The sequence below is a fragment of the Veillonella sp. 6_1_27 genome (genome assembly GCF_000163735.1).
In the GTDB taxonomy this organism is placed as follows: Bacteria; Bacillota; Negativicutes; order Veillonellales; family Veillonellaceae; genus Veillonella; species Veillonella parvula_A.
Window position 1 is genome coordinate 739205 of sequence record NZ_GG770215.1, and the last position, 21924, is coordinate 761128.

Annotated in this window: 22 protein-coding genes; 1 reads left to right on the forward strand and 21 read right to left on the reverse strand. The window is 38.4% G+C overall.

Translation table 11 applies throughout. The features are described from left to right. Positions 1–166: 166 nt before the first annotated feature. From HMPREF0874_RS03475 to thiT, 8 genes are all read right to left on the reverse strand, one after another. Entirely contained in the window at positions 167–1195 is a 1029-nt protein-coding gene (locus HMPREF0874_RS03475) for an AraC family transcriptional regulator (protein WP_008601495.1), read from the reverse strand. Between the two features lie 192 nt (positions 1196–1387). Continuing rightward, positions 1388–1654: a SemiSWEET family transporter gene (locus tag HMPREF0874_RS03480; RefSeq protein WP_004698672.1), complete on the reverse strand. Its 267-nt coding sequence runs from the start codon at positions 1652–1654 to the stop codon at positions 1388–1390. 372 nt (positions 1655–2026) lie between these two features. Further along, on the reverse strand, positions 2027–3049 hold the full coding sequence (locus HMPREF0874_RS03485; protein WP_008601497.1) for an AraC family transcriptional regulator: 1023 nt from the start codon (positions 3047–3049) through the stop codon (positions 2027–2029). 14 nt (positions 3050–3063) lie between these two features. Next, on the reverse strand, positions 3064–3342 hold the full coding sequence (locus tag HMPREF0874_RS03490) for a zeta toxin family protein (RefSeq protein WP_008601499.1): 279 nt from the start codon (positions 3340–3342) through the stop codon (positions 3064–3066). A gap of 49 nt (positions 3343–3391) precedes the next feature. Beyond that, a complete protein-coding gene (locus tag HMPREF0874_RS03495) occupies positions 3392–3727 on the reverse strand; it encodes a cupin domain-containing protein (RefSeq protein WP_008601501.1) in 336 nt (111 codons plus the stop codon). Between the two features lie 361 nt (positions 3728–4088). Beyond that, a complete protein-coding gene (locus HMPREF0874_RS03500; RefSeq protein ID WP_008601503.1) occupies positions 4089–5324 on the reverse strand; it encodes a molybdopterin molybdotransferase MoeA in 1236 nt (411 codons plus the stop codon). Next, positions 5305–6429 (reverse strand): molybdopterin-guanine dinucleotide biosynthesis protein MobB, encoded by a 1125-nt coding sequence (locus tag HMPREF0874_RS03505; protein WP_008601504.1) that lies wholly within the window; start codon positions 6427–6429, stop codon positions 5305–5307. The genes HMPREF0874_RS03500 and HMPREF0874_RS03505 overlap by 20 nt, the downstream gene beginning before the upstream one ends. After that, complete coding sequence (gene thiT / locus HMPREF0874_RS03510) at positions 6422–6952, reverse strand: energy-coupled thiamine transporter ThiT (protein WP_039965064.1); 531 nt, start codon at positions 6950–6952, stop codon at positions 6422–6424. The genes HMPREF0874_RS03505 and thiT overlap by 8 nt, the downstream gene beginning before the upstream one ends. Positions 6953–7135: 183 nt before the next feature. Here thiT and HMPREF0874_RS03515 point away from each other — a divergent pair, with 183 nt between their 5' ends. Beyond that, positions 7136–8122 (forward strand): GMP reductase, encoded by a 987-nt coding sequence (locus HMPREF0874_RS03515; RefSeq protein WP_004696596.1) that lies wholly within the window; start codon positions 7136–7138, stop codon positions 8120–8122. Between the two features lie 137 nt (positions 8123–8259). Here HMPREF0874_RS03515 and HMPREF0874_RS03520 read toward each other — a convergent pair whose 3' ends face one another. From HMPREF0874_RS03520 to ilvB, 13 genes are all read right to left on the reverse strand, one after another. Further along, a complete protein-coding gene (locus tag HMPREF0874_RS03520) occupies positions 8260–9453 on the reverse strand; it encodes an MFS transporter (RefSeq protein WP_008601510.1) in 1194 nt (397 codons plus the stop codon). A 167-nt stretch (positions 9454–9620) separates the two neighbouring features. Beyond that, complete coding sequence (locus HMPREF0874_RS03525; RefSeq protein WP_008601512.1) at positions 9621–10799, reverse strand: M20 family metallopeptidase; 1179 nt, start codon at positions 10797–10799, stop codon at positions 9621–9623. Positions 10800–10991: 192 nt separating this feature from the next. Next, entirely contained in the window at positions 10992–11174 is a 183-nt protein-coding gene (locus HMPREF0874_RS03530; RefSeq protein ID WP_004696604.1) for a hypothetical protein, read from the reverse strand. Positions 11175–11311: 137 nt separating this feature from the next. Beyond that, positions 11312–12499 carry an aspartate aminotransferase family protein gene (locus HMPREF0874_RS03535; protein WP_008601514.1) on the reverse strand — a complete coding sequence of 396 codons (1188 nt, stop codon included), beginning with the start codon at positions 12497–12499 and terminating at the stop codon, positions 11312–11314. Between the two features lie 85 nt (positions 12500–12584). Next, positions 12585–13442 carry an acetylglutamate kinase gene (gene argB / locus HMPREF0874_RS03540; protein WP_008601516.1) on the reverse strand — a complete coding sequence of 286 codons (858 nt, stop codon included), beginning with the start codon at positions 13440–13442 and terminating at the stop codon, positions 12585–12587. Between the two features lie 10 nt (positions 13443–13452). Beyond that, positions 13453–14403 (reverse strand): N-acetyl-gamma-glutamyl-phosphate reductase, encoded by a 951-nt coding sequence (gene argC, locus HMPREF0874_RS03545; RefSeq protein ID WP_008601518.1) that lies wholly within the window; start codon positions 14401–14403, stop codon positions 13453–13455. Between the two features lie 110 nt (positions 14404–14513). Continuing rightward, positions 14514–15524: an ornithine carbamoyltransferase gene (gene argF / locus HMPREF0874_RS03550; RefSeq protein WP_008601519.1), complete on the reverse strand. Its 1011-nt coding sequence runs from the start codon at positions 15522–15524 to the stop codon at positions 14514–14516. A 31-nt stretch (positions 15525–15555) separates the two neighbouring features. After that, a complete protein-coding gene (locus tag HMPREF0874_RS03555; protein ID WP_008601521.1) occupies positions 15556–16740 on the reverse strand; it encodes a M20 family metallopeptidase in 1185 nt (394 codons plus the stop codon). A 217-nt stretch (positions 16741–16957) separates the two neighbouring features. After that, on the reverse strand, positions 16958–18280 hold the full coding sequence (locus tag HMPREF0874_RS03560; protein WP_008601523.1) for a metallophosphoesterase family protein: 1323 nt from the start codon (positions 18278–18280) through the stop codon (positions 16958–16960). Between the two features lie 92 nt (positions 18281–18372). Further along, positions 18373–18831: a hypothetical protein gene (locus HMPREF0874_RS03565; protein WP_008601525.1), complete on the reverse strand. Its 459-nt coding sequence runs from the start codon at positions 18829–18831 to the stop codon at positions 18373–18375. Between the two features lie 31 nt (positions 18832–18862). Next, entirely contained in the window at positions 18863–19450 is a 588-nt protein-coding gene (locus tag HMPREF0874_RS03570; RefSeq protein WP_004696620.1) for a carbonic anhydrase, read from the reverse strand. A gap of 187 nt (positions 19451–19637) precedes the next feature. Next, positions 19638–20150, reverse strand: a complete 513-nt coding sequence (gene ilvN / locus HMPREF0874_RS03575) for an acetolactate synthase small subunit (protein ID WP_008601529.1) — start codon at positions 20148–20150, stop codon at positions 19638–19640. An 8-nt stretch (positions 20151–20158) separates the two neighbouring features. Then, positions 20159–21886, reverse strand: a complete 1728-nt coding sequence (gene ilvB / locus HMPREF0874_RS03580) for a biosynthetic-type acetolactate synthase large subunit (protein ID WP_008601531.1) — start codon at positions 21884–21886, stop codon at positions 20159–20161. Positions 21887–21924: the final 38 nt, after the last annotated feature.

A 21924-nucleotide genomic window follows, 5' to 3' on the forward strand; every position in this document is an offset into this window, starting at 1 on the left:
ACAAAAAAAGAGCACTACCATCGGATCGTAGTGCTCTTTCACCATATATTTTAATAGGATTAACAAATATACAAAATCACCTAAACCTAATGATTGTATATCCGCTCAAATTTAATCTCAAAAATATGCAACTATAATCAGTTACAATGGTATATAACAATACCAGTTAATCTTGTAATTTTTTTACAACCATCTCAAGTTGTTCTCTAACGTCATTTAACTTTTGATTAGCCACTTCTAATCTAATCTTATTAGTAGAATCATCTTGATATGGTAAACAAGATTGTAGTATCTCTATAATATCCTGTTCTTGTGTTGATATAATTTCCTTCCAATCATGTAATTTTGTTTTACGTCCTATTTCGTTTGCTTGCTTACGATATTCAGATGGCGTGGTATGGAAATGTTTTTTAAAAGCTACATTAAAAGCTTTAATATCCGCAAAACCACAGCTACTTGCAATATGTGCAACTGCATCATTAGAATTAACTAAACGAACTGTAGCCTCCCTCAATCTTAATCGTAATACATATTCAAGGAAGGAGACACCTAATTGGCGTTTAAAAAATTGTGATGTATAGTTCACATTATAGCCACCTATCTTTGCAAGATTTTCTAATTCAATTTTTTGCTGATAATTCTCATCTATATAAGCAATCATTTTATCGAAGGTGGCTACTGTTATATCGACAGGCTTTGTATGTACAGGGATAGTCTTAACCGCATCAATTTCACGATATATATCACTCGTCATGGCTAAATAGTGGCTCTCCAAGCATAATTGACGATCAGAACTTTCACTATTTACCATTAATAACATCATTTGCGCAGCACGATGACGTAGGGACGTAAAGAATTCATTATCTCGGTTAGTTTTATCTGAACGTAATACAAATTGGTACATACCGAAGTTAGGATCAAAGTATTGGAAAAACTCCTTTCCCACATGAATAACAAGAGCTGTTGTATCCTCCTCTAAGGCCAACGTAGCATGACCTACTTGAGGGGAAATAATAATGGTATCAAGAGGTTCCATTGTAAAAACCTCACTATTACAACTCATGTCGATTCTGCCCTTTAACAAGATCAAGACTTCAACGCCACTGTGCCAGTTGTAATGATATGTACTAACCTTATATATATCACTATTGAAATCTATATGATTGTGTTTATAGGTATAGTGAAAGTAATCCATAACAACGTAACACCCCTCATAAAATCAAACAAATACCTCTCAATTATTTACATAAAAAATGCACCCCTTATTAATCAAAGGGATGCATTCATTATGATATATATAATTAACATCGGTCAACAGTAATCTTATTTTATATGTCAATAAATTATAGTTTTATGTTTCTATAGCATTATATATCTATTCTTAAAATTACATAACCGCTGTAATAGCTGCTGCTAAACCAAAGAAGATACCTGGTGCATTGGCTAATGCTACTGGAATATCTCTATGTTCTTTAAACAAACCATACGCTACCCATAATGTACAGTTGATTGCAGCTACAAGTGGTTGAATCCAATCGCCAGTACCTGGATGAGCTAGGTTATGCATGATTTGTGGAAAGTAAGATACATACATAGCTACAGCAGTAACAGTTGCAACTTTACCTACGTTTTCCATAAATTTTACTTGATTCATATATCCTCCAAAATTATAACTTACTAATTTTTTTACTCCTGATGAGATATATTCTACTCAGTTTAGTGAATATAACTATCCAAATTAAAAGGTAATTTTTATAGTAAAATCAACGAAAAAAGATAGATTTCTCTCGATTTATTGTATTTTGGGACTATAACAATATATAAATTCACCCGGAAAATATATATAAAAAGCACTACTTATCAACAGTAGTGCTTTTTTTAATAACTTTATAGGTTTTCTTGATATAGAAATTTACCCAATTCTAATCTTTCTATATGTGTCATAAATTCATCAAAATAATTTGCTTACCAAACTCTTATCACAAGAATATAGTCACAATAAAAATATAGTTATCATAAAACCCAATTATAAATCCTTTACTACATCGGCTAACTTTTCTTTCAAAGATTCCAATTTTTTGCTCATAAATTCCAATTCGCTCTTAGCACGGGAATCATCTTCATACGACAAGAATGAATGCAATACATCAAGAACATCTTGATTATCTACAGAAATAATTTCTTTCCAATCTTGTAAGACGGTTTTACGCCCAATGCTTTTGACTTGCTTACGATATTCTGTGGGGGTCATATTAAAGTGTTTTTTAAAAGCCACATTAAAGGCCTTCACATCTGCAAATCCACAATCGCTTGCAATTCTTGCGACCGCCTCATCCGTACTAGCTAAGCGAACAGTAGCGTCACGGATTCTTAACCTCAATACATACTCAACAAATGAAATCCCCATTTGCCGTTTAAAAAACTGCGATGTATAGGCAATATTATAGCCTCCAATTTTAGCAATATCTTCTAACTCTATTTTCTGCTCATAATGCTCATCAATATAGGCAATCATTTTATCAAAAGATGCCGGTTTTATATCGCCAGGTCTAGCATTTTCATGAACCTTTTTTATAGGATCAAATTCTCTAAATACATCACCGGCCAAAGCTAAGTAATGGTGTTCTATCCACATTCGATGTACTGGACTTTCACCTTTAGTCATCAACAACATCGTCATAGCAGCATGATGGCGTAAGGTTGTAAAGAATTCGTTATGACGCGTACTATCTTCTGAACGCAAAACAAATTGGTACGATCCAAAATCCGGATCATACTGTTGATAGAACTCGTTACCTACATGAATAACAAAGGCTATAGCATCCTCTTCGAGGGCTAATGTTGCATGCCCTACTTGAGGAGAGATAATCACGACATCAAGAGGTTTCAACGTAAAAATCTCACCATTACAACTCATCTCAACACTACCTTTTAACAAGATAAAAATTTCTGTTTCTGCATGCCAGTTGTAATGATATGTACCAACCCTATATATGTTACTGCTAAACTCTATATATTTATGTTTATATGAATAGTCAAAATAGTCCATTACACTTTTGCTCCCTAATGTAATTTCGCTCTTAACGCCAGTTCTTGTGCTTTACCTACATTTAACAAATCAGTTTCATCCTGTGTCCAAGTACCAAATAACACGTTCTCTACAATAGTGCCAACTGGTTCGGTACATTGTTTGGAATTATACACTTGTACTAAATTCCGTTTATATACTTGAATACTTTCAAATAATCCACTTTGTTCTAATTCATTAATATTAGATACCAAAGATTTCACAATTTCATCGTTATGCGCTTTAGGTGTAGCTCTGGCTTGTAAAGAATACATATAAAATGCACCCCTTATTGATCTAAGGGATGCATTTATTATGATATATTTATTTAACTACGGTCAACAGCATCTTAAAGCTTTCTCTTGCATCTAGGCTATGAGGTACTTCCGATGGCATAATCAAGGTTTCACCAGCCTTCACATTATGCTCCGTATCACCAACAACGATGTGCGCTTCTCCATCAAGGATTTGTACAATCGCATCGCCTACTGTTACATGCGTAGAGATTTCTTCGCCCTTAGGCAGCGCAAATAGTGTAATGCTGAGTCGCTCATTTTGAGCAATTGTAATACTAATCACTTGCCCCTCTTTATACTCTAGGTGTTCGCCTAGATGTAAAATTTCGTTTACCGGGATATTTTTTGTGAAAGTCTTATTCATAGAAATCACTCCTTATATAGCTATATAATAGTAAAAGTAAATAAAAAGTAGATTAAAACAATTTTATCAAAACCAATTGATTAACTAAAAAAGTATCTTTCCCTTAATTTTATTATAATTTAATTGAGATTTAATTTCAGTATCTTTGGTAACAAAATTAAAATTATTTTTTGATAAACGAAATGTTTTGAATAAACGCAAAGACGAGGCCTCCTAAGAAACCTCGTCTTTTTACATTATGGTTAGCTATAAATATTATAGTTTTAACTAGCATATTTGTATCTATAACTCTATAACTCTAAAACTCTATAAGTCTAAAAAACCTAACGCCTTAGAGTAAGAATCTAAAAATCAAAAGGGTCTAAACTGCAGGCAGCAAGCCTAATAGATACACATTAAATGTATCACCAGGATGTACTTCATGAGTTCCTCGTGGAATACATGCCAACGCATTCACAGTATATAGCCCTAACATGCTACTACTATTAAAATGACGGTTAGCCACAAAGCGTGGCACACCACCGCCGAACACCACTTTTCCTTGTACATAGCGATCAAAAACATTACGTTTGAAGATTTCTGTATCCATTACACAAGCCACCACTGGAGTCGTCCAATTAGCTAGCCCTTTATAACGCTTCAAGGTAGGCGCTACGATTAAATGCCATCCATTAAAGGCAGCCCCTGGATTACCGGACAAACCAAAGATAATCTGACCTTTCGGGGTAACCGCACCATAGGATGCTGCACCCGGTCGCATTTGAATACGGGCATAGATAGATTCTGACCCCAATTTTTCATAAATAAGAGGCATCGTATCAAAAAGACCTACCGATACACCACCAGAACTGATTATAACATCTGCTTCTTCACTAAGTTTTAAAACATGATTGATTTCAGAGTCTAACGCCTCTGGAGCATCACTTACATGATAATGTGTTATCTTGTGAAAACCTAAGTCCTCTAATAGTCCACAAATCATAGCTCGATTGGAATTGTAAATTTTACCAGGCGTTAAGCTTTCACCAGGTTCAATAACCTCATGACCAGAAGTAAGAACTAATACACGAGGCATGGCATTAACAGAGATCTCAATAATGCCAAGTCCCGTCAAAATGGTTTGTACTGTAGATGTTACCTCTATACCGTGCGGAATCACAATAGTACCGGCATTACATTCTTCACCTTGTGGAATAATATGATCACCACAACGATATTTACCTTGAATTGTAATCGATGTATGCGGTTCACCTGTACCTACTACTTGTTCCTGCATGATAACGGTATCACATGTATCTGGTACTGGTGCACCAGTCATAATCCGTACTGCATGGCCAGGCTTTACAGGCTGTTCCCATACAACACCGGCTCCAATGATGCCGTCAACGATATATTCATTACGACCTTCTTCATAGGCAATAGCATACCCATCCATTGCAGATTTTGAAAAAGCAGGTACATCCGTTGGCGCAATAATATCCTCTGCTAATACGTATCCCTTCGCAGCCTTAACTGCAATCGTTTCAACTTTATGAACTTGAGTTTGTAAGGCCTCATCCCATAATTGGAGAGCCTTCTCAACAGTAACGACGGCCATTTAAACTCCTCATCATTTCCTGTATGTGGCGTACCAATTCAGGTACGTCTTGATCCAATTTGCCAATTTCTATCGTCGCCACTCGGTCCATTGGGTCCGAGATCAGCTCTTCCGTATATCCCTCTTGAGTAACCTCTATAATTGGGGCAATCCCTTGGGATCTCGTTTCTAGTATAACTATATCTACAGGCATAAACTGTGATATTTCATACAAGTTGGATTGTTCTTTCGTACGTATACGAATCGCTGTTTCAGTAGGTCCTGCAATTGCAACCGCATCAGCTCCAGCTTTATAGGCAAGGTCTGTATCTGTTCCTTCATGATCCATCTGAAAGCCATGCTTATCGCTTTTTACTACACCAACGGATAAACCGATATTTTGTAACTCACACACAAGGCGCGTTACAACAGTAGTCTTACCTGTTTTACGTTTCGATGCGACCACACTAATTAAAGGTACACGGCGGAATTCATTTTCCGCTAAAGCTCGCGCCCATTGATAGTCTTCAAATCGATTAATATTGCTTAGCTCCCAACTAAAATCAGTAGCATCAATAGATTCTACATGACCAATAACATCGAGGGCATGATGCAACGACACATTTTCGCCAACAAGAATAGATTGAATTAAGGACGCAATATATGGCCTATAAATACCCGCCATCGGCTCAGACTTACCACTTTTACTATATGGGACAATGGCATTCCAATCATTATGATCTACTTGATAGAGCCAATCATAATACAAATCCATTTCCATGAATGGCATATCTACTGCCATTACCGCATAAGCAGAACTAGTACCAACAGCTAGAGTACTATACAGCCCCCCTAAAGGTCCGCATCGCCCAACAGAATCCCGAACAATAGAAGCCTTATTTTTCTCATCGTTCGATAACGTATCTATAATATGAGTCTGGATAGCAAGTCCTAATTGCTCGTCATCACCGATAGAGATAAGAATATCTTGAACATCTGCATCTAATCCCTTACGAAGTGCATGAGATATAAGACTTTCACCATTAATCCAAGGCAACAAAGCTTTAGGTTGCCCCATTCTAGTACTGAGTCCTCCAGCCAAAATAATTAAACCTAATTTATCCACGACGTTGTAAACCTCGTTTGACACCTTGGTAGATGAATAGTAAAACTGCAATATTTAAAAGGCCATCTGGCACCATATAGGATGCATTATAAATCATGGAATAAACCCAAGGATTCTGCCCTTGTGGAGCATAGCTAGCAAAGACTACAGCACCGCTCGTAACAGATGCTCCCCAACGCAATACAATACCTACGATGGATCCAGTAATAAGACCAGAAAGAGAATCTTTAAAATAACCACAAACGCCAATAGCACCGTAAGCAACCAGGTAGTCTAATATAATACTTAAATAATGAACAGATGATTTAAAGCCTAAAATAAAGTGTAATATACCATATACAACACCTGCGAAGATACCTCGTGTTCCGCCCCAACGATATGCGTAAATCATGAGTGGTACCAGTGCTGCCGCCTTAATAGAGCCCCCCTGTGGCATATGGAAAATCGTAATAAATGACAACACTTGAGCAATGGCAATTGCTACGCCAGCTTCAGCAAGCATACGGATTTTAGACTGTTCCATATTAATCAACCTCCTTTTACCATATATCTATAAATGAATATATTATTTACATAATCTACTTGTATTGTACTACAGTTTATCCCTTACACCAAACAAAATATTCGGAACGTATTGAAAATTTTATGAGTCTCTTGTATAATGGTACAGGTTCAATATGTAATACTCGAAGGAGATATAGAAACTATGATTAATACAACTAACATCTTTGATTATGAAGACGTGCAATTGATTCCTAATAAATGTATTGTCTCCAGTCGTAGCGAATGTGATACACATGTAAAATTAGGTAAACGCACATTCCGCTTACCAGTAGTACCTGCTAATATGCAAACTATCATCGACGAAGAGTTGGCTGAAAAATTAGCTCGTGAAGGGTATTTCTATATCATGCATCGTTTCCAACCAGAACGTCGTATGGACTTTGTAAAACGCATGCACGACCTTAACTTATATTCTTCTATTTCTATCGGCGTAAAAGCTGAAGAATTTGCTTTAGTTGATGAATTCAAGAAAGCAAACTTAACCCCAGAATATATCACTATTGATATTGCACATGGTCATTCCAATGCAGTCATCGAAATGATCCAATATATAAAAAAGAACTTACCTGAAACCTTCATTATCGCTGGTAATGTAGGCACTCCTGAAGCAGTTCGTGAACTAGAAAATGCTGGTGCTGATGCGACTAAAGTAGGCATCGGTCCTGGTAAAGTATGTATCACAAAATTGAAAACTGGCTTTGGTACTGGCGGCTGGCAATTGGCTGCAGTTCGCTGGTGCGCAAAAGCAGCTACTAAGCCTATCATAGCTGACGGTGGTATCCGTGACCATGGTGACATCGCCAAATCTATTCGCTTTGGCGCTACTATGGTTATGATTGGCTCCCTATTTGCTGGTCATGAAGAATCCCCAGGGGAAGAAAAAATCGTTGACGGTAAAGCTGTAAAAGAATATTTTGGTTCTGCATCTGAGTTCCAAAAAGGTGAGCGCAAAAATGTAGAAGGTAAAAAAATCTTCATCGACTCCAAAGGTTCTATCTTCGATACATTAACTGAAATGGAACAAGATTTACAATCCGCTATCTCTTACGCTGGTGGTACGACTCTACAAGCCATTCGCAAAGTAGACTATGTACTTGTTAAAAACTCTATCTTCAATGGCGATCGATAATCTAATCAATATATGATGATAGTTCTAAAAGCCACAGGTTCTAGACCTGTGGCTTTTTAATGTGTGAAATACATAAAATATAAAAATATGAAAAAGGAGCTACGATACGAGAATCGTAGCTCCTTAATTATAAGCTATTAAATTTGTTCTTCGCTAAGACCACAGTCTTTACTCATTAAATGGTATGCGTATTTACCAATACCTGCACTTACAACGAGCAATGTAGTTAATACGATAAATGCTACTGTAAGACTTGTACCGTGCGCAATGAAACCAATCAAGGCAGGCCCCATCAAAATACCCATATAACCGAGCATTGTGGATGTTGCAACCGCTTGTGTCATAGGAATGACATTTTGTTCCCCCATCGCAGAGAATAAATTTGGTACTATCATAGCTAATGAAATACCCAATAATAAGTAAGTATACATGGAGGCATGTCCTGGTAAGAATACGATAAGCCCCATCGCAATAGAGCCAAGTAAATAGCCACCAACAACAACTTGCTTAGATGTTAAGTGTTTACCTAATCTATTACCAAGCAAACGGCCTATGCACATAGTACCATTAAAGAGCATTACACCCATAACAGCCTCTTCAATAACAATCCCTTTATCTTCAAATAAATATAATGCACTCCAGTCCCCTACAGCACCTTCTACCAAGTAAGACACAAAGGACAATAAACCAAAAATAAGAGCGATTGGATGGAAGGACAATGGGCTTTTAGACTTTTTAGTAATCTTTGCATTTGGATCACTACCAAAGGTCAACATAAATTGGCTAACTATGACCATCGCAATAAATAATACGATGAGTAGCCCCCAAATACTTTCATTAACAGAAAAAGATAAGATTTTTAAAAGCACAAGTAAAACACCGGCACCAGCAAAACCACCTAAGCTCCAGCCACCGTGATAGGCACCCATCAAATGTTTTTTGCTCACCTTTTCCGTTAGGATAGCTTGTAAATTAGCAGAAGCACCACTAAGGCCTACACCAATACCAAAAAAGAACAGGGCTACTGTTGTTGTAGCAATAGTAGGACACATAGTAACGATGGCAAGAGATACCATACCAATAAAGCTAGCTAACAAAACGACTCTCTTACACCCAAAGCTTTCTACAAGCTTACCTGCTATAGCCATGGATAAACAAGAACCTACACCGAGCAACAAAATCATGGAACCTAATACATCTTCACCAATACTAAGCTTTGCTTTTAAATATGGCACGAAACCAGCCCATAAAGCTGTGTACATACCAGGGATAAAGAATGCCCCAAAAGCACCACGAATATTTGCTGTTGAAATAGAAACTTGATCGTTCATTACATCCTTTCTGGCTTCTAGAACCGTCCGGCGAAGAAAGGTCCTTTTTATCCGCAAAGCGCTAAAATATGCGCTATTACAGGAAACCATTTTAATTACATATGACTAATATTGGAATATAATAAACCCCTTTACGAAAAAAGTAAAGGGGTTTATGGGGTTAAAATTTATTTATTTTCTTTTAACCACTGAATGGCATATTCTGCATACACTGCAGATGCTGCAGATAATACAGTATCATCCATATTAAATCTATTATTATGATGATCGTATGTAGCTTCTACATCAGGGTTTTGAATACCAATAAAGGCAAAGCATCCCGGTTTATCTTGTAAATACCAGGCAAAATCTTCTCCAGGCATGACTTTACGCATCTTAGAAAGCTTGTCCTCACCTAATGTATCAATAACGACACGTTCTGCCAGTTCACTGGCTTTAGGATCATTAATAGTAGGAGGCACTTTTTTTACATATTCTAATGTAGCAGTCGCTCCATAGGCCTCTGCAGTGTGTTCTACAATGCGGCGAATAGTATCGACAATATATTGTTCTTGGTTTGGATCAAAGAAACGAACTGTACCGCCTAGGGAAGCTTCCCCAGGGATGACATTCCATTCTGAGCCAGAATGAATATTGCCAATCGTAACAACGACGGAATCAAGGGCACTCACATTGCGAGAAACTACTGTTTGTAAGTTCATAACGATGGCACTAGCCACCACAATTGCATCAATCGCTTGATGAGGCTGTGCACCATGACCTTGTTTGCCTTTTACATTAATAGTAATCTGGCTACTGGCAGCCATACGAGGACCCTCTTCGACAGATATGAGTCCCGCTGGCAAATCGATCCACACATGCCCTCCAAAAATAGCATCTACCTTATCATACCAATCGCCAAATTTAATGAAATCCGGAGCCCCTGCTCCAGTTTCTTCCGCAGGTTGGAATGCTAAATACACATCGCCTTCAATACGGTCTTTCATAGACATTAGCATCTTAGCCGCACCTAATAAAATAGCCATATGTCCATCATGTCCGCACGCGTGCATTTTGCCTTCTACTTCTGATTTATAGTCCACTGCATTATGTTCATGAACAGGCAGTGCATCGATGTCGGCGCGCAACGCGATAGCCTTTCCCGGCTTAGAACCATGGATAATGCCGATTAAACCGATACCACGTTCTGTATCTACATGAACCTCTACGCCCATTGATTCTAGTTCTTTAGCGAGTGTCTTTGTCGTTTCAAACTCTTCATTACTGAGTTCTGGATGTTTATGAAAATATCTACGCCAATTTTGAACGTAGCCTTTATATTGCTCTATTAAATCGCGACTATGCATCGTATCGCCTCCTCTAATATCAATATATCAATTGCATCTCAATATGCATCGCTAATATATAACGATTAAACAGTCTCCGAATTTATAAATACACAACCTACATGCGCCAAGAAAAACCCCTTATTTAGGGGAATAACATGGTAAAAGTAAAAGAAAACGACAGGCAGCACGCCATGTCGTTTTCTCAGTTTCTTATCGGTTGCGCAATACTGCTTGTACCGCTAAGGATACAACAGCTGTTGCAACTGTCACAGCAGCGGTGATTTTCGCCGTTGTGATAATTTCTTCTTTTGTAGGTTTTGCTTTAGCTGCAATGTCCAACGTTTTTGCTACCGCTGGAACCAATACTTCATTACGTAAAGATTCTGTATTCATATTTACTCCTCCAATATAGACTGTTTCTTTTAGGGTAACACGAATACGGAGTAAAGTCTATATAATCATCGGTTTATTTCCATAGTTCAATGTTACATAACTATAGTAAACAATATTTATGAAAGTTAAACAAAATCTTACTGTGCCGCTAATTCTTCAATCACATCAGCTAAAATAGCAATAGCTTTTTCTAATTGTTCTTGCGGAATATTAAGAGCTGGTAAAAGACGCACCTTATTTTTAGCAGATAAGCATACTACACCTTTCTCAAGACATTTAGCTATAACGGCTTTAGCATCAACCGTAGTTTCAATGCCAAGCATAAGGCCCATACCGCTAACACCAAGAACGCCAGTTTTACCAGTTAAGGTAGCCTTTACATATTCCCCTTTTGCTTTTACAGAGTCAAGGAGTTCAGGAGTTAACCGGCTAATAATAGTATTACCTGCAGCTGCGCAGATTGGATTACCTCCAAAAGTAGTAGCATGAGCACCAGCATTTAATACATATTGCATCTTTTCATTGAATAAGGTGGCACCCATGGGTAGACCTCCGGCCAAACCTTTTGCAGTAGATACCACATCTGGTTCGATACCAAATTGTTGGTATGCATATAAGCTGCCAGTCCGACCATTACCAGTTTGTACCTCATCGATGAGTACCAGTTGATCGTGTTCATGAGCATATTTTGTTACGCTTTGGACAAACTCCTTATCTAATGGCATAACACCACCTTCACCTTGAATAGGTTCCATCATGATGGCACAAACAGCTGGATTAGCAAGGGCTTTCAAAGCCGCATCAATATCATTGGCTGGGGTATAAATAAAGCCTTCCGTAAATGGGAAGAAATGTTGATGGAATACATCTTGTCCTGTCGCGGACAAGGTGGTAATAGTACGACCGTGGAAACTATTGACTAAGGTAACAATTATATGACGCCCTTCGCCGTATTTGTCATGGCTATATTTACGCGCTGCCTTAATCGCACATTCGTTAGACTCCGCACCAGAGTTAGAAAAAAATACCTTTTTCATCCCCGTTTTTGCGCAGAGCTGTTTCGCTAGCTCAATTTGTGGCAAGGAATAATATAAATTAGAAATATGATTCAAAGCATGAGACTGCTTAGTAACAGCCTCAGTCCACTCATCATCGTCAACACCAAAGGCGGTTACGCCAATACCAGAGCCGAGGTCGATGTACTCTTTACCATCTACGTCCCACAAGAGAGAACCTTTTCCTTTTTCAAAGCATACGTTGAACCGACCATACGTATTGGCTATATATTCTTTATCTTGTTGTTCAAAATCGATTGCATTACTCATTATATCCTCCAAATGTACGGTCATGCCGTCGTCTATCTATGTTAAAGATACCCAATAGATGATTACTAGTATTATGTTTACTATATTAAGCAACAAACATGGTGCCAAGGCCTTCATCGGTTAATAACTCGATAAGAATGGCATGTGGAATTTCACCATTGATGATGAATACCTTTTGTGCCCCTGCTTCTATGGCCTCTAAGCAGCAATCTACCTTTGGAATCATACCGCCTGCAATGACACCATCCGCTTTTAACTGAGCGGCCTCGGCCATTGTAATTTTAGAAATTAAAGAATCTGGATCATGCACATCTCGCAATACACCATCAATATTGGTCATAGCCACCATAGTTTCCGCCTTGAGAGCGCCCGCAATTTTCGCGGCTACCGTATCCGCATTAATATTGTAGGTCTTGCCATCGGCTCCCATGCCGATAGAAGAAATAACCGGAATATAGCCACGGCTAATTACGTCATGGATAATACTCGTATCAATGGTATCAATATAACCTACATACCCAAGTTCTTCGTTTTGTTTATGAACTTGAATCATGTTGCCATCTACGCCACAAAGTCCAACAGCTTTGCCACCAAGATCTGTTAAATCCGCCACGAGCCCTTTATTCACCTTGCCGGCTAGCACCATTTGTACAACATCCATCGTTGCTTCATCGGTAACGCGTAATCCATTAGCAAAATGTGATTCAATTTGCATCGCCTCTAAGGTGCTATTAATAGCTGGACCACCACCATGAACGAGGACTACTTTTACCCCCACTAATTGAAGTAATAGTAAATCCTTCATGACAGATTTCTTTAACTCTTCATCCGCCATGGCATTACCACCGTATTTAACGACAACGTACTGATCTGTGTATTGTTTTATATATGGAACGGCCGCCGTTAAGATATGCGCCCGCATTGCATTTGTTACATTCTTCATAGATTCCTCTCTAACCTAATACTAAACCAGTATCCTCTGGTAACCCCAATGCAATATTCATACATTGAACGGCGGCACCCGATGCACCTTTACCTAAATTATCGAAAATGGCGTGAACCATGATGCGTTCATCGTTACCAGTGACATAGATTTTCATGCTATCCGTATTGCTCAATTGATTAGCGTTTAACATACCGCTATTGCTATTTTCAGTAAATGGTGCAACTGTAACGATTGTACTATCTTTGTAAAAGTATTCTAACGTTTGTTGTACCCTATCAATGCAAACAGGTTTATGACATAAACGACTATGAATACCTACTGTAACCTCCATCCCAGAATAGTAATCATCAACGATTGGCATGAAAATTGGAGCTTCACTAAGGCCGCATACATGTTGTACTTCAGGTAAATGTTTATGTTCTTGACCAAGCCCATATTGACGAGGAGCATAAAGGAAATAGTCTTTTGGATTACTTTCATATTGGCCAATCATCTTCTTACCACCACCGCTATAGCCTGTTAAGGATGTAATGGTGAAAGGATAATCCGCTGGCACGAGCCCTGTTTTTACAAGAGGTGCTATGCAAGCAATCATACCACTCGCATGACAGCCAGGATTTGCAATATGTTTTTTAGTAGCAATAGCTGTCTTATAATTTGTACCAAGTTCTGGGAAACCATAGGTCCAATCAGCAGCAGTTCTAAAAGCGGTAGATGTATCGATTACCTTACACGACAAGTCACCGATAACCGCCATAATATCTTTAGATGCCGCATCAGGTAAACAAAGAAATACGATGTCTGCCTTTTTTGCAACCACTTTAATGGCCTCTACATTTTTGCGATCCTCATCAGCAGTCGCTAAGAGTTCTATATCTTTTCGATCGGATAATCGTTCATGAATTCTAAGACCCGTTGTGCCTTCATGACCGACAATAAATACTCTATGGGGTGTCATAATAAACCTCAATTCTCACCTATTGGTGACTCACACCTATTTATATAGCCCTTTATCCAATATAAATAGAAAACAAACGATACCATACATCACCATTTAGGAAGATGAACTTATTTCAATGGATAATCTCCAAAGGTAGCAACCATAACTGCCTTAATCGTGTGGAGACGATTTTCTGCTTCTTGGAACGCCAATGAGTTTGGACCTTCGAATACCTCTTCGGTTACCTCAATGCCATTCATACCAAACCGTTCATAAATATCTTTACCTACTTGTGTTTCTGTGTTGTGGAACGCAGGTAAACAGTGACAGAACTTAGTATTGGGATTGCCAGTTAATGCCATCATTTCTGCATTTACTTGGAACGGTTTAAATGTATTGATACGTTCCTCCCACATATCGTAAGTATCGCCCATCGTTACCCACACACCAGTGTAAATGACATCTAAGCCTTTAACACCTTCAGCTACATCATCTGTACAAGTAATAGTAGCACCTGTTTCTTTAGCCACCTTTAAACACTCTTCGTAGAATGGACCAGCTGGCCAGTATTGTTTAGGGCCAATAAGTCTGAAATCCATCCCCATTTTAACGGCACCACTCATCAAAGCATTGCACATATTAGATTGACCATGACCCACATAGGCAAAAGAAATTTCATTCAACGGTTTGTCGATATTTTCTTGAAGTGTTAAGAAATTGGCTAATGTTTGTGTCGGATGATCCATATCGGTAAGCCCATTCCAAACTGGTACACCAGAGTATTCCGCCAATGTATCTACGTCCTCTTGGTCAAATCCTCTAAACTCGATAGCATCATACATGGAACCAAGAACACGAGCCGTATCCTTTAAGGATTCTTTCTTATTCATTTGAGAACCTGTAGGACCAAGATATGTTGTAAAAGCCCCTTGATCAGCAGCCCCGACTTCAAAGGCACAACGTGTCCGTGTGGAATCCTTTTCAAAAATTAATGCAAAGTTTTTACCCACCAATGTTTTGATTTCTTTACCTGCTTTTTTATCAGCTTTTAATTTTTTTGCTAACTCCAAGAAGTATTTAATTTCCTCTGGTGTATATTGAAGCATTGTTTTAAATGATGTATGTTGTAAACTTTTCATGATAACCTCTTATTTCAAACTATGTGTTTAACTACTTTTCTTGTAAATATTCGGCGGCAATAGCTGCCATCATTGTTATACCAGGTTCGAGGATGCTTTCATCGATGGTGAAAGCTGCATTATGCAAAGCCGGATTGCCTTCAAAGCCAGTACCTAACCAAAGGAACGCACCTTTGATTTTATGAAGATAGGCGGAGAAGTCTTCTGCTGCCATAGATGGGAACTCAGGATGTACCACTGCGTCTTTACCAAGATATTTCTCTACAATGGATGTGGCATAATCAATGGCCTCTGGATTATTGATAGTTGCACCATGTCCCCTTTTATAATCCAAAGTACTTTCCGTTTTAAACAACACATCGAGGGCCTGTAAACTTTCACCTAATCGTCGCTCAATATAATCACGTTTCTCTGGTTCATAAGTACGACAAGTACCTTCAAGATATACATCGCCACAGCCCACATTGTATCGGTCACCGCCATTTATAACACCTATGGTGCATACAAGATTTTCCATAGGATTCGTTTCGCGAGCGACCATGGACTCCACATTTACAATCCAGTTCGCTGCGGCCACAATAGCATCAACCCCATTGTGAGGCTCCGCACCATGGGTTGATTTGCCCTTAATATGTACAAGGAAGTGGTCTGATGCAGCCATCAAATTACCTTTTTTTAGGCCTACCGCACCAACTGGAAGTTGAGGCCATACATGGAGACCATATATTTCATCTACGTCATCGAGGATACCGCTATCGACAATGCCTTGTGCACCTGGGAATAGCGCTTCCTCTTCAGATGGTTGGAATACAAGCTTTACAGTACCATACAATTGAGCCTTAATAGATTGTAAAATCGCTGCGGCACCGAGCAAAATCGCAATGTGACTATCATGACCACAAGCATGCATAACGCCTTCATTTTGTGAAGCAAAGGGCAATCCTGTTATTTCATGTATGGGTAATGCATCCATATCGGCACGCAATGCAATAACAGGGCCTGTATGAGCACCTTCTATTTTACCGATAACAGCGTAGTCAGAAACATCATTTACAAAGGGAATTCCTAGTTCACCAAGCACCTTTTGAATAAATAAAGATGTATTTTTTTCTTTACCCGACAATTCTGGATGACTATGAATATGTCGACGCCATTCCACAACCTGTTCTTTATATTGGGAGGCATAAGTTTTTATTAAGTCTTGTAATGCATTCATTACTTTATCTCCTTTATACACTATATGCATATTTTATACATATTTAGCGTATTTTTATAACCTATGTACGTATTATAATACTACATTCTATAATAAGCAAGTTTTTATACGTATTTTTCGTATTTTTATTTGTTATATTGTACATTAACTTTACTCATAAATGCTTAATGCTTTTTATTAGACAAAAAAGACACCTCCCAAAGGAGGTGTCTTTCTCTTATTTTTCAATGACTGATTCGTCGAGCTGAGTACCATCAGGTAAGAATGATTTTATAATCAGCTTATTTGGTGTTACGGTCATAGACATATAATTATTCGTTTCAGGCTGAGGTGCTACATATACATCTAAGGGATGTTGCTTCCACTTAGGACGTCGTGCATCACCAGCTATCCCTGTAAGGATATATAACGGACCAGATGGGTCTCGATTAAAGTTTCGTACATGACCACGGTTGCGGTATGTATGTAAATGAGCAGATAATACTAAGTCCACGTTAAACTCATCGAAGATAGGCATAAATAGTACTCCCTCATCATCGAAACCTACATCTCGACTTGCGCCTGGTCTGTCAAAAGCATATTGGAATGGATCACGATGCATGAGGACTACAGTCCACTTTTTAGTATTAGCTGCTAAATCTTGACGTAGCCACTGAACCTCTACATCGTACAAATCAGGATGATGAGTATCATGATTATCCTCATGATTACTTTCATACAACATCGTATCTAATACAACATAATGCACATCGCCAAAATCATAGGAATAATAACGTCGATTAAAGGTTTCGTTTCCATTAGGTGGTACATCAAAATAATTTAGATATGCACGCGGTTCACGCATTTTCCAATCTAATGTATACATCTCGTGATTGCCTAAGGTCGTTGCTAACGGCACATTAGCACTCAATGGTCTGATGGAATTTAACCAAGTGCGCCATTGATAGGCTTGTTCGCCATTATCTACAAGATCCCCCATACTAATATACAGGGCTGTCCTTGGATTGCGATGTGCGGAATCCTTAACAATCTGCTCCCACGCAGAATAATCGCCAGATTGAGAATCTGGATAGATAAGAACATCATACACACTGGAGCCAGCAGTTTCCAACGAATACCAATCACTGCGACGATTATTACCATAACCAACGCGATATTCGTATTTAGTATTAGGCGTCAAACCAGTTACTGTACCCTCATGGATATAGGTGGTACTGCCATCATCGGTAAAAGCTTTGTCTGTAGCTCTTATCGTTTGAGTCGTATCGGATCCAACAAGACGATACTCTATGACCGCATCAGCTTCGCTACTATCTGATTGCCACATAATAGTACGACTCGTGCTATTATCTTGAGCTACAATTTGCCGAATATAACGACTTTCGGAATCGAGGAGTGGCTTAATTTCTTGTCCACTTACAACGGCGGCAGTTCTAGCTATGCGACTCTGTATGGCATCCTTATGGACATATCCACCTATAATTAATACAGCCAAAACAAAAATGGCTATAATTGTTTTTAACAGTTTACTTTTATTCATATAGTTCCTTTATGTAAATATCTATTAAGTACTAATATGAACACATTATAAAACTTAAACTTAACTTTAAGTCAAATAAGATTTTTCTATACTTATTCAACATCTACGTTTCTATATCTAGCGGAAATAAATCCCAACATATTTAATTGCGGTATATTCCATTCATTAGGTAAATAGATATCACAGGTAAGCTCATCCCCTAAAGAGTTATTGGCTATAAATTGATAGCGACCTAGTTCCTCATTGCTACCTACTCTTTCAATTTGATTTAAAGTAGTGTCACCCCAAAACCGACTAAATTCCTCCCATATAGTTTCTGCATCAACTTGAGATAACTCAACCTGTAGTCTATATACTACTCCAACTTTGCAGCGTTTCTTTCGCCCACTTTCATCAGCACTACAGACCTTAGTGGAACCTTTATCAAATAACCATTCTTGATCATCTAACGATTGAACTCGGTTGGAAATGAGATTTTTAAAATTTGAAAGATCCGTAAGAAGCTGTTTACACGCTACCTCAAATGTATCTAATCTATCTATATTGCTCAATTCACAATACCTCTATTAAAGAATTTACCTACTATTTTTCGTAATATTGTTTCATTTGTGTATAGCCATTAACAATGACTTCGATTTCACCCGTTCTAGGATGGAAGATAAGACCGTGAATAGGCACATCTTTAGGAATCAAAGGATTCATACGCAATTCATCTACTGTATCTTCTACATTTTCAGCAGGATGTGTAAAGCCATCAGCCCAGCGTTCCATTTCTTTACGGACCATATGAATCGCTTCTGGTGCAATACCACGAGCCAACATTTTTTCTGTTAGATCTTTTGCTGTAGTTTTTGCCATACCACATTCGTGATGACCAATGATAAAGATTTCGTTAACGCCTAGCTCATAAATACAAACAAGTAAACTACGTACAACGCCATCAAAGGGACCTGTAATACAGTTACCTGCAGTCTTTACGATTTTCGCTTCACCGCGCCCAATATCCATGGAATCTTCTAAGAAGTTAACAAGACGTGTATCCATACATGTAACAATTGCCATTTCACGACTAGGCATTTTACTACACTTTGTATCTGTATCTACATAACCTGTATTTTGATCTTCTACATATTCTCTATTGTGGGCTAAAATATCATCTAATAAACTCATAGTACCTCCTATATAAAAAGACCTTGGCACACAACCAAAGTCTCTATATCAATAATGGTCGATATAGACATTATATCATATAAATTTATACCCGCTTTAAGCCACAAAAAATAGGTCTATTCAAATACATGTATTATATATTTGAATAGACCTAAAACGCTTATAAAGTACATTTAGAGTACACACCTTATTTGTCAGGTGTGGATAAGGCTTCAATGGCAACACTACCACCGCGCACGACTTCAATACGGTTCACGAACATATCTTTAAATAAGGCAATCATATCATTATTTTTAGATACAGTTTTTACACATTGAACAAGTACAGATTTACGATTATAATCCACAACTAACAAATCAAAGGTTTGGGCAATGCGGAAAATTTCTTGTTTGTCCGCTTCTTTACAGCTATTGACCTTGATAAATAGTAATTCTTTTTTCGTAATTCGCATGTCAGTAAAGTCGATAACTTTAATAACCTCCACACTGCGATTTAGTTGCTTAATAATTTGTTCGTACGTCAAATCATCACAAGTAAGATCAATAGTCATGCGAGACATGGTAGGGTCTTCAGTTTCCCCTACCGTCAATGTATCAAGATTATAATTTTTGCCTGCAAAGAGGCCTGAAATCTTAGCTAGTACACCGATTTGGTTTTCTACATACGCTGAAATACAGCGTTTTTTCATTTGTACTTCCATAGCCCCTCCTATTTTTTATCCTTCAACAACATATCACTTAAAGACTTACCTGCTGGTACCATTGGCAACACATTGAGCTCCGTTGGAATGATGAACTCGAGTAGGGTTGGACCATTTTTGAAAGTATCTGCCAATTGGAACCCTTTTTCGATGTCCTCTACCTTAGTAATACGCATGGCCTTTGCGCCATAAGCTTCCGCCAATTTCACAAAATCCGGTACATACTCAAACTCATCATTGTCGATTATGTCTCGCGTAACAATGGCACTTTCATCCATCATCAAGTTCGTACAAGCGTAACGTTTATCGTAAAATAATTGCTGCCATTGGCGTACATTTCCGAGGAAGCCATTATTTAAAATAATTAACGTCACAGGCAAACGGTAGTGCATAGCAGTGGCAAACTCTTGGATATTCATTTGCACGCCACCATCACCACAGATGGCAAAAACACGCTTATCTGGATTTCCCATTTGCGCACCTAATGCAGCAGGAAAACCATAGCCCATAGTCCCTAAGCCACCAGACGTCAACATTTGATATTGACCTTTCACATCAAGGAACTGGGTAGTCCACAATTGATTTTGACCCACATCGGTTGTAACAATAGGATGTTCATAGTGATGATTGATGTACTCGATAACAGTTTGAGGTGTTAACCCCTCTTCGTCAGCTTGAGTGACAGGACGCTCTGCCTTAAGTTGCTGTAATTGTTTTGGCCATTCGCCAAGGTCGTGAGGTTCAATATATTCTAAGATTTTTTCGATAGCCAATTTAGCATCTGCTACGATTGGAATATCAACCTTAATATTTTTAGAAATAGATGCCGCATCTACATCAATATGGATAATCTTACAATTTTGTGCAAAGGTACTTAGTTTACCGGTAATACGATCATTAAAGCGCGTACCAATAGAAATCATCACGTCACAGTCAGTTATAGCCACATTAGGGGCATAGCCACCGTGAATCCCTACATTACCAAGATACAATGGATGACGGCTATCAATAGCACCTTTTCCCATCAAGGTTGTTACAACAGGAATCCCTGTTTTTTCAACCAACTCCATCATAAGGTCATTGGCCCCACTAATACTTACCCCACCGCCTAATAGGAATAGAGGCCTTTTAGCTTTACTAATAATAGAACAGGCCTTTTTAACTTGACCTACGTGAACAGTGGTATTTGGTTTGTAACCGCGAATATTAATCTCTGTTGGATATTCATCTGACCCCATAGCCTTCTGAATATTCTTAGGAATATCTACTACAACAGGGCCTGGACGACCTGTGCGAGCAATGTAAAAGGCCTCTTTCAAAATACGACCTAAATCTTTACGGTCACGAACAGTAACGGCATATTTACAAATATTGCGGACGATGCCAACAGTATCTACCTCTTGAAAAGCATCATTGCCCATGAGGCCTAAATCAACTTGTCCAGTAATACAAACGAGGGGCACACTATCTGCATACGCTGTGGCAATACCAGTCACAAGATTTGTAGCACCTGGACCGGAGGTTACCATACACACCCCTACTTTACCAGTACTCCGAGCATAGCCATCTGCAGCATGAGCTAAGGCTTGTTCATGACGAGGCAAAATAACCTTTACTTGATCTTGTTTATATAATTCATCCATGATATCGATGGTTGCGGCCCCAGGATAGTTAAATAAAAACTCTACCTGCTCCTCTTGAAGGGCTTTTACCAAATACTGTGCGCCTGAAATCATAGGTATCTCCTTATTTATATAATGCATGCATATCGAAT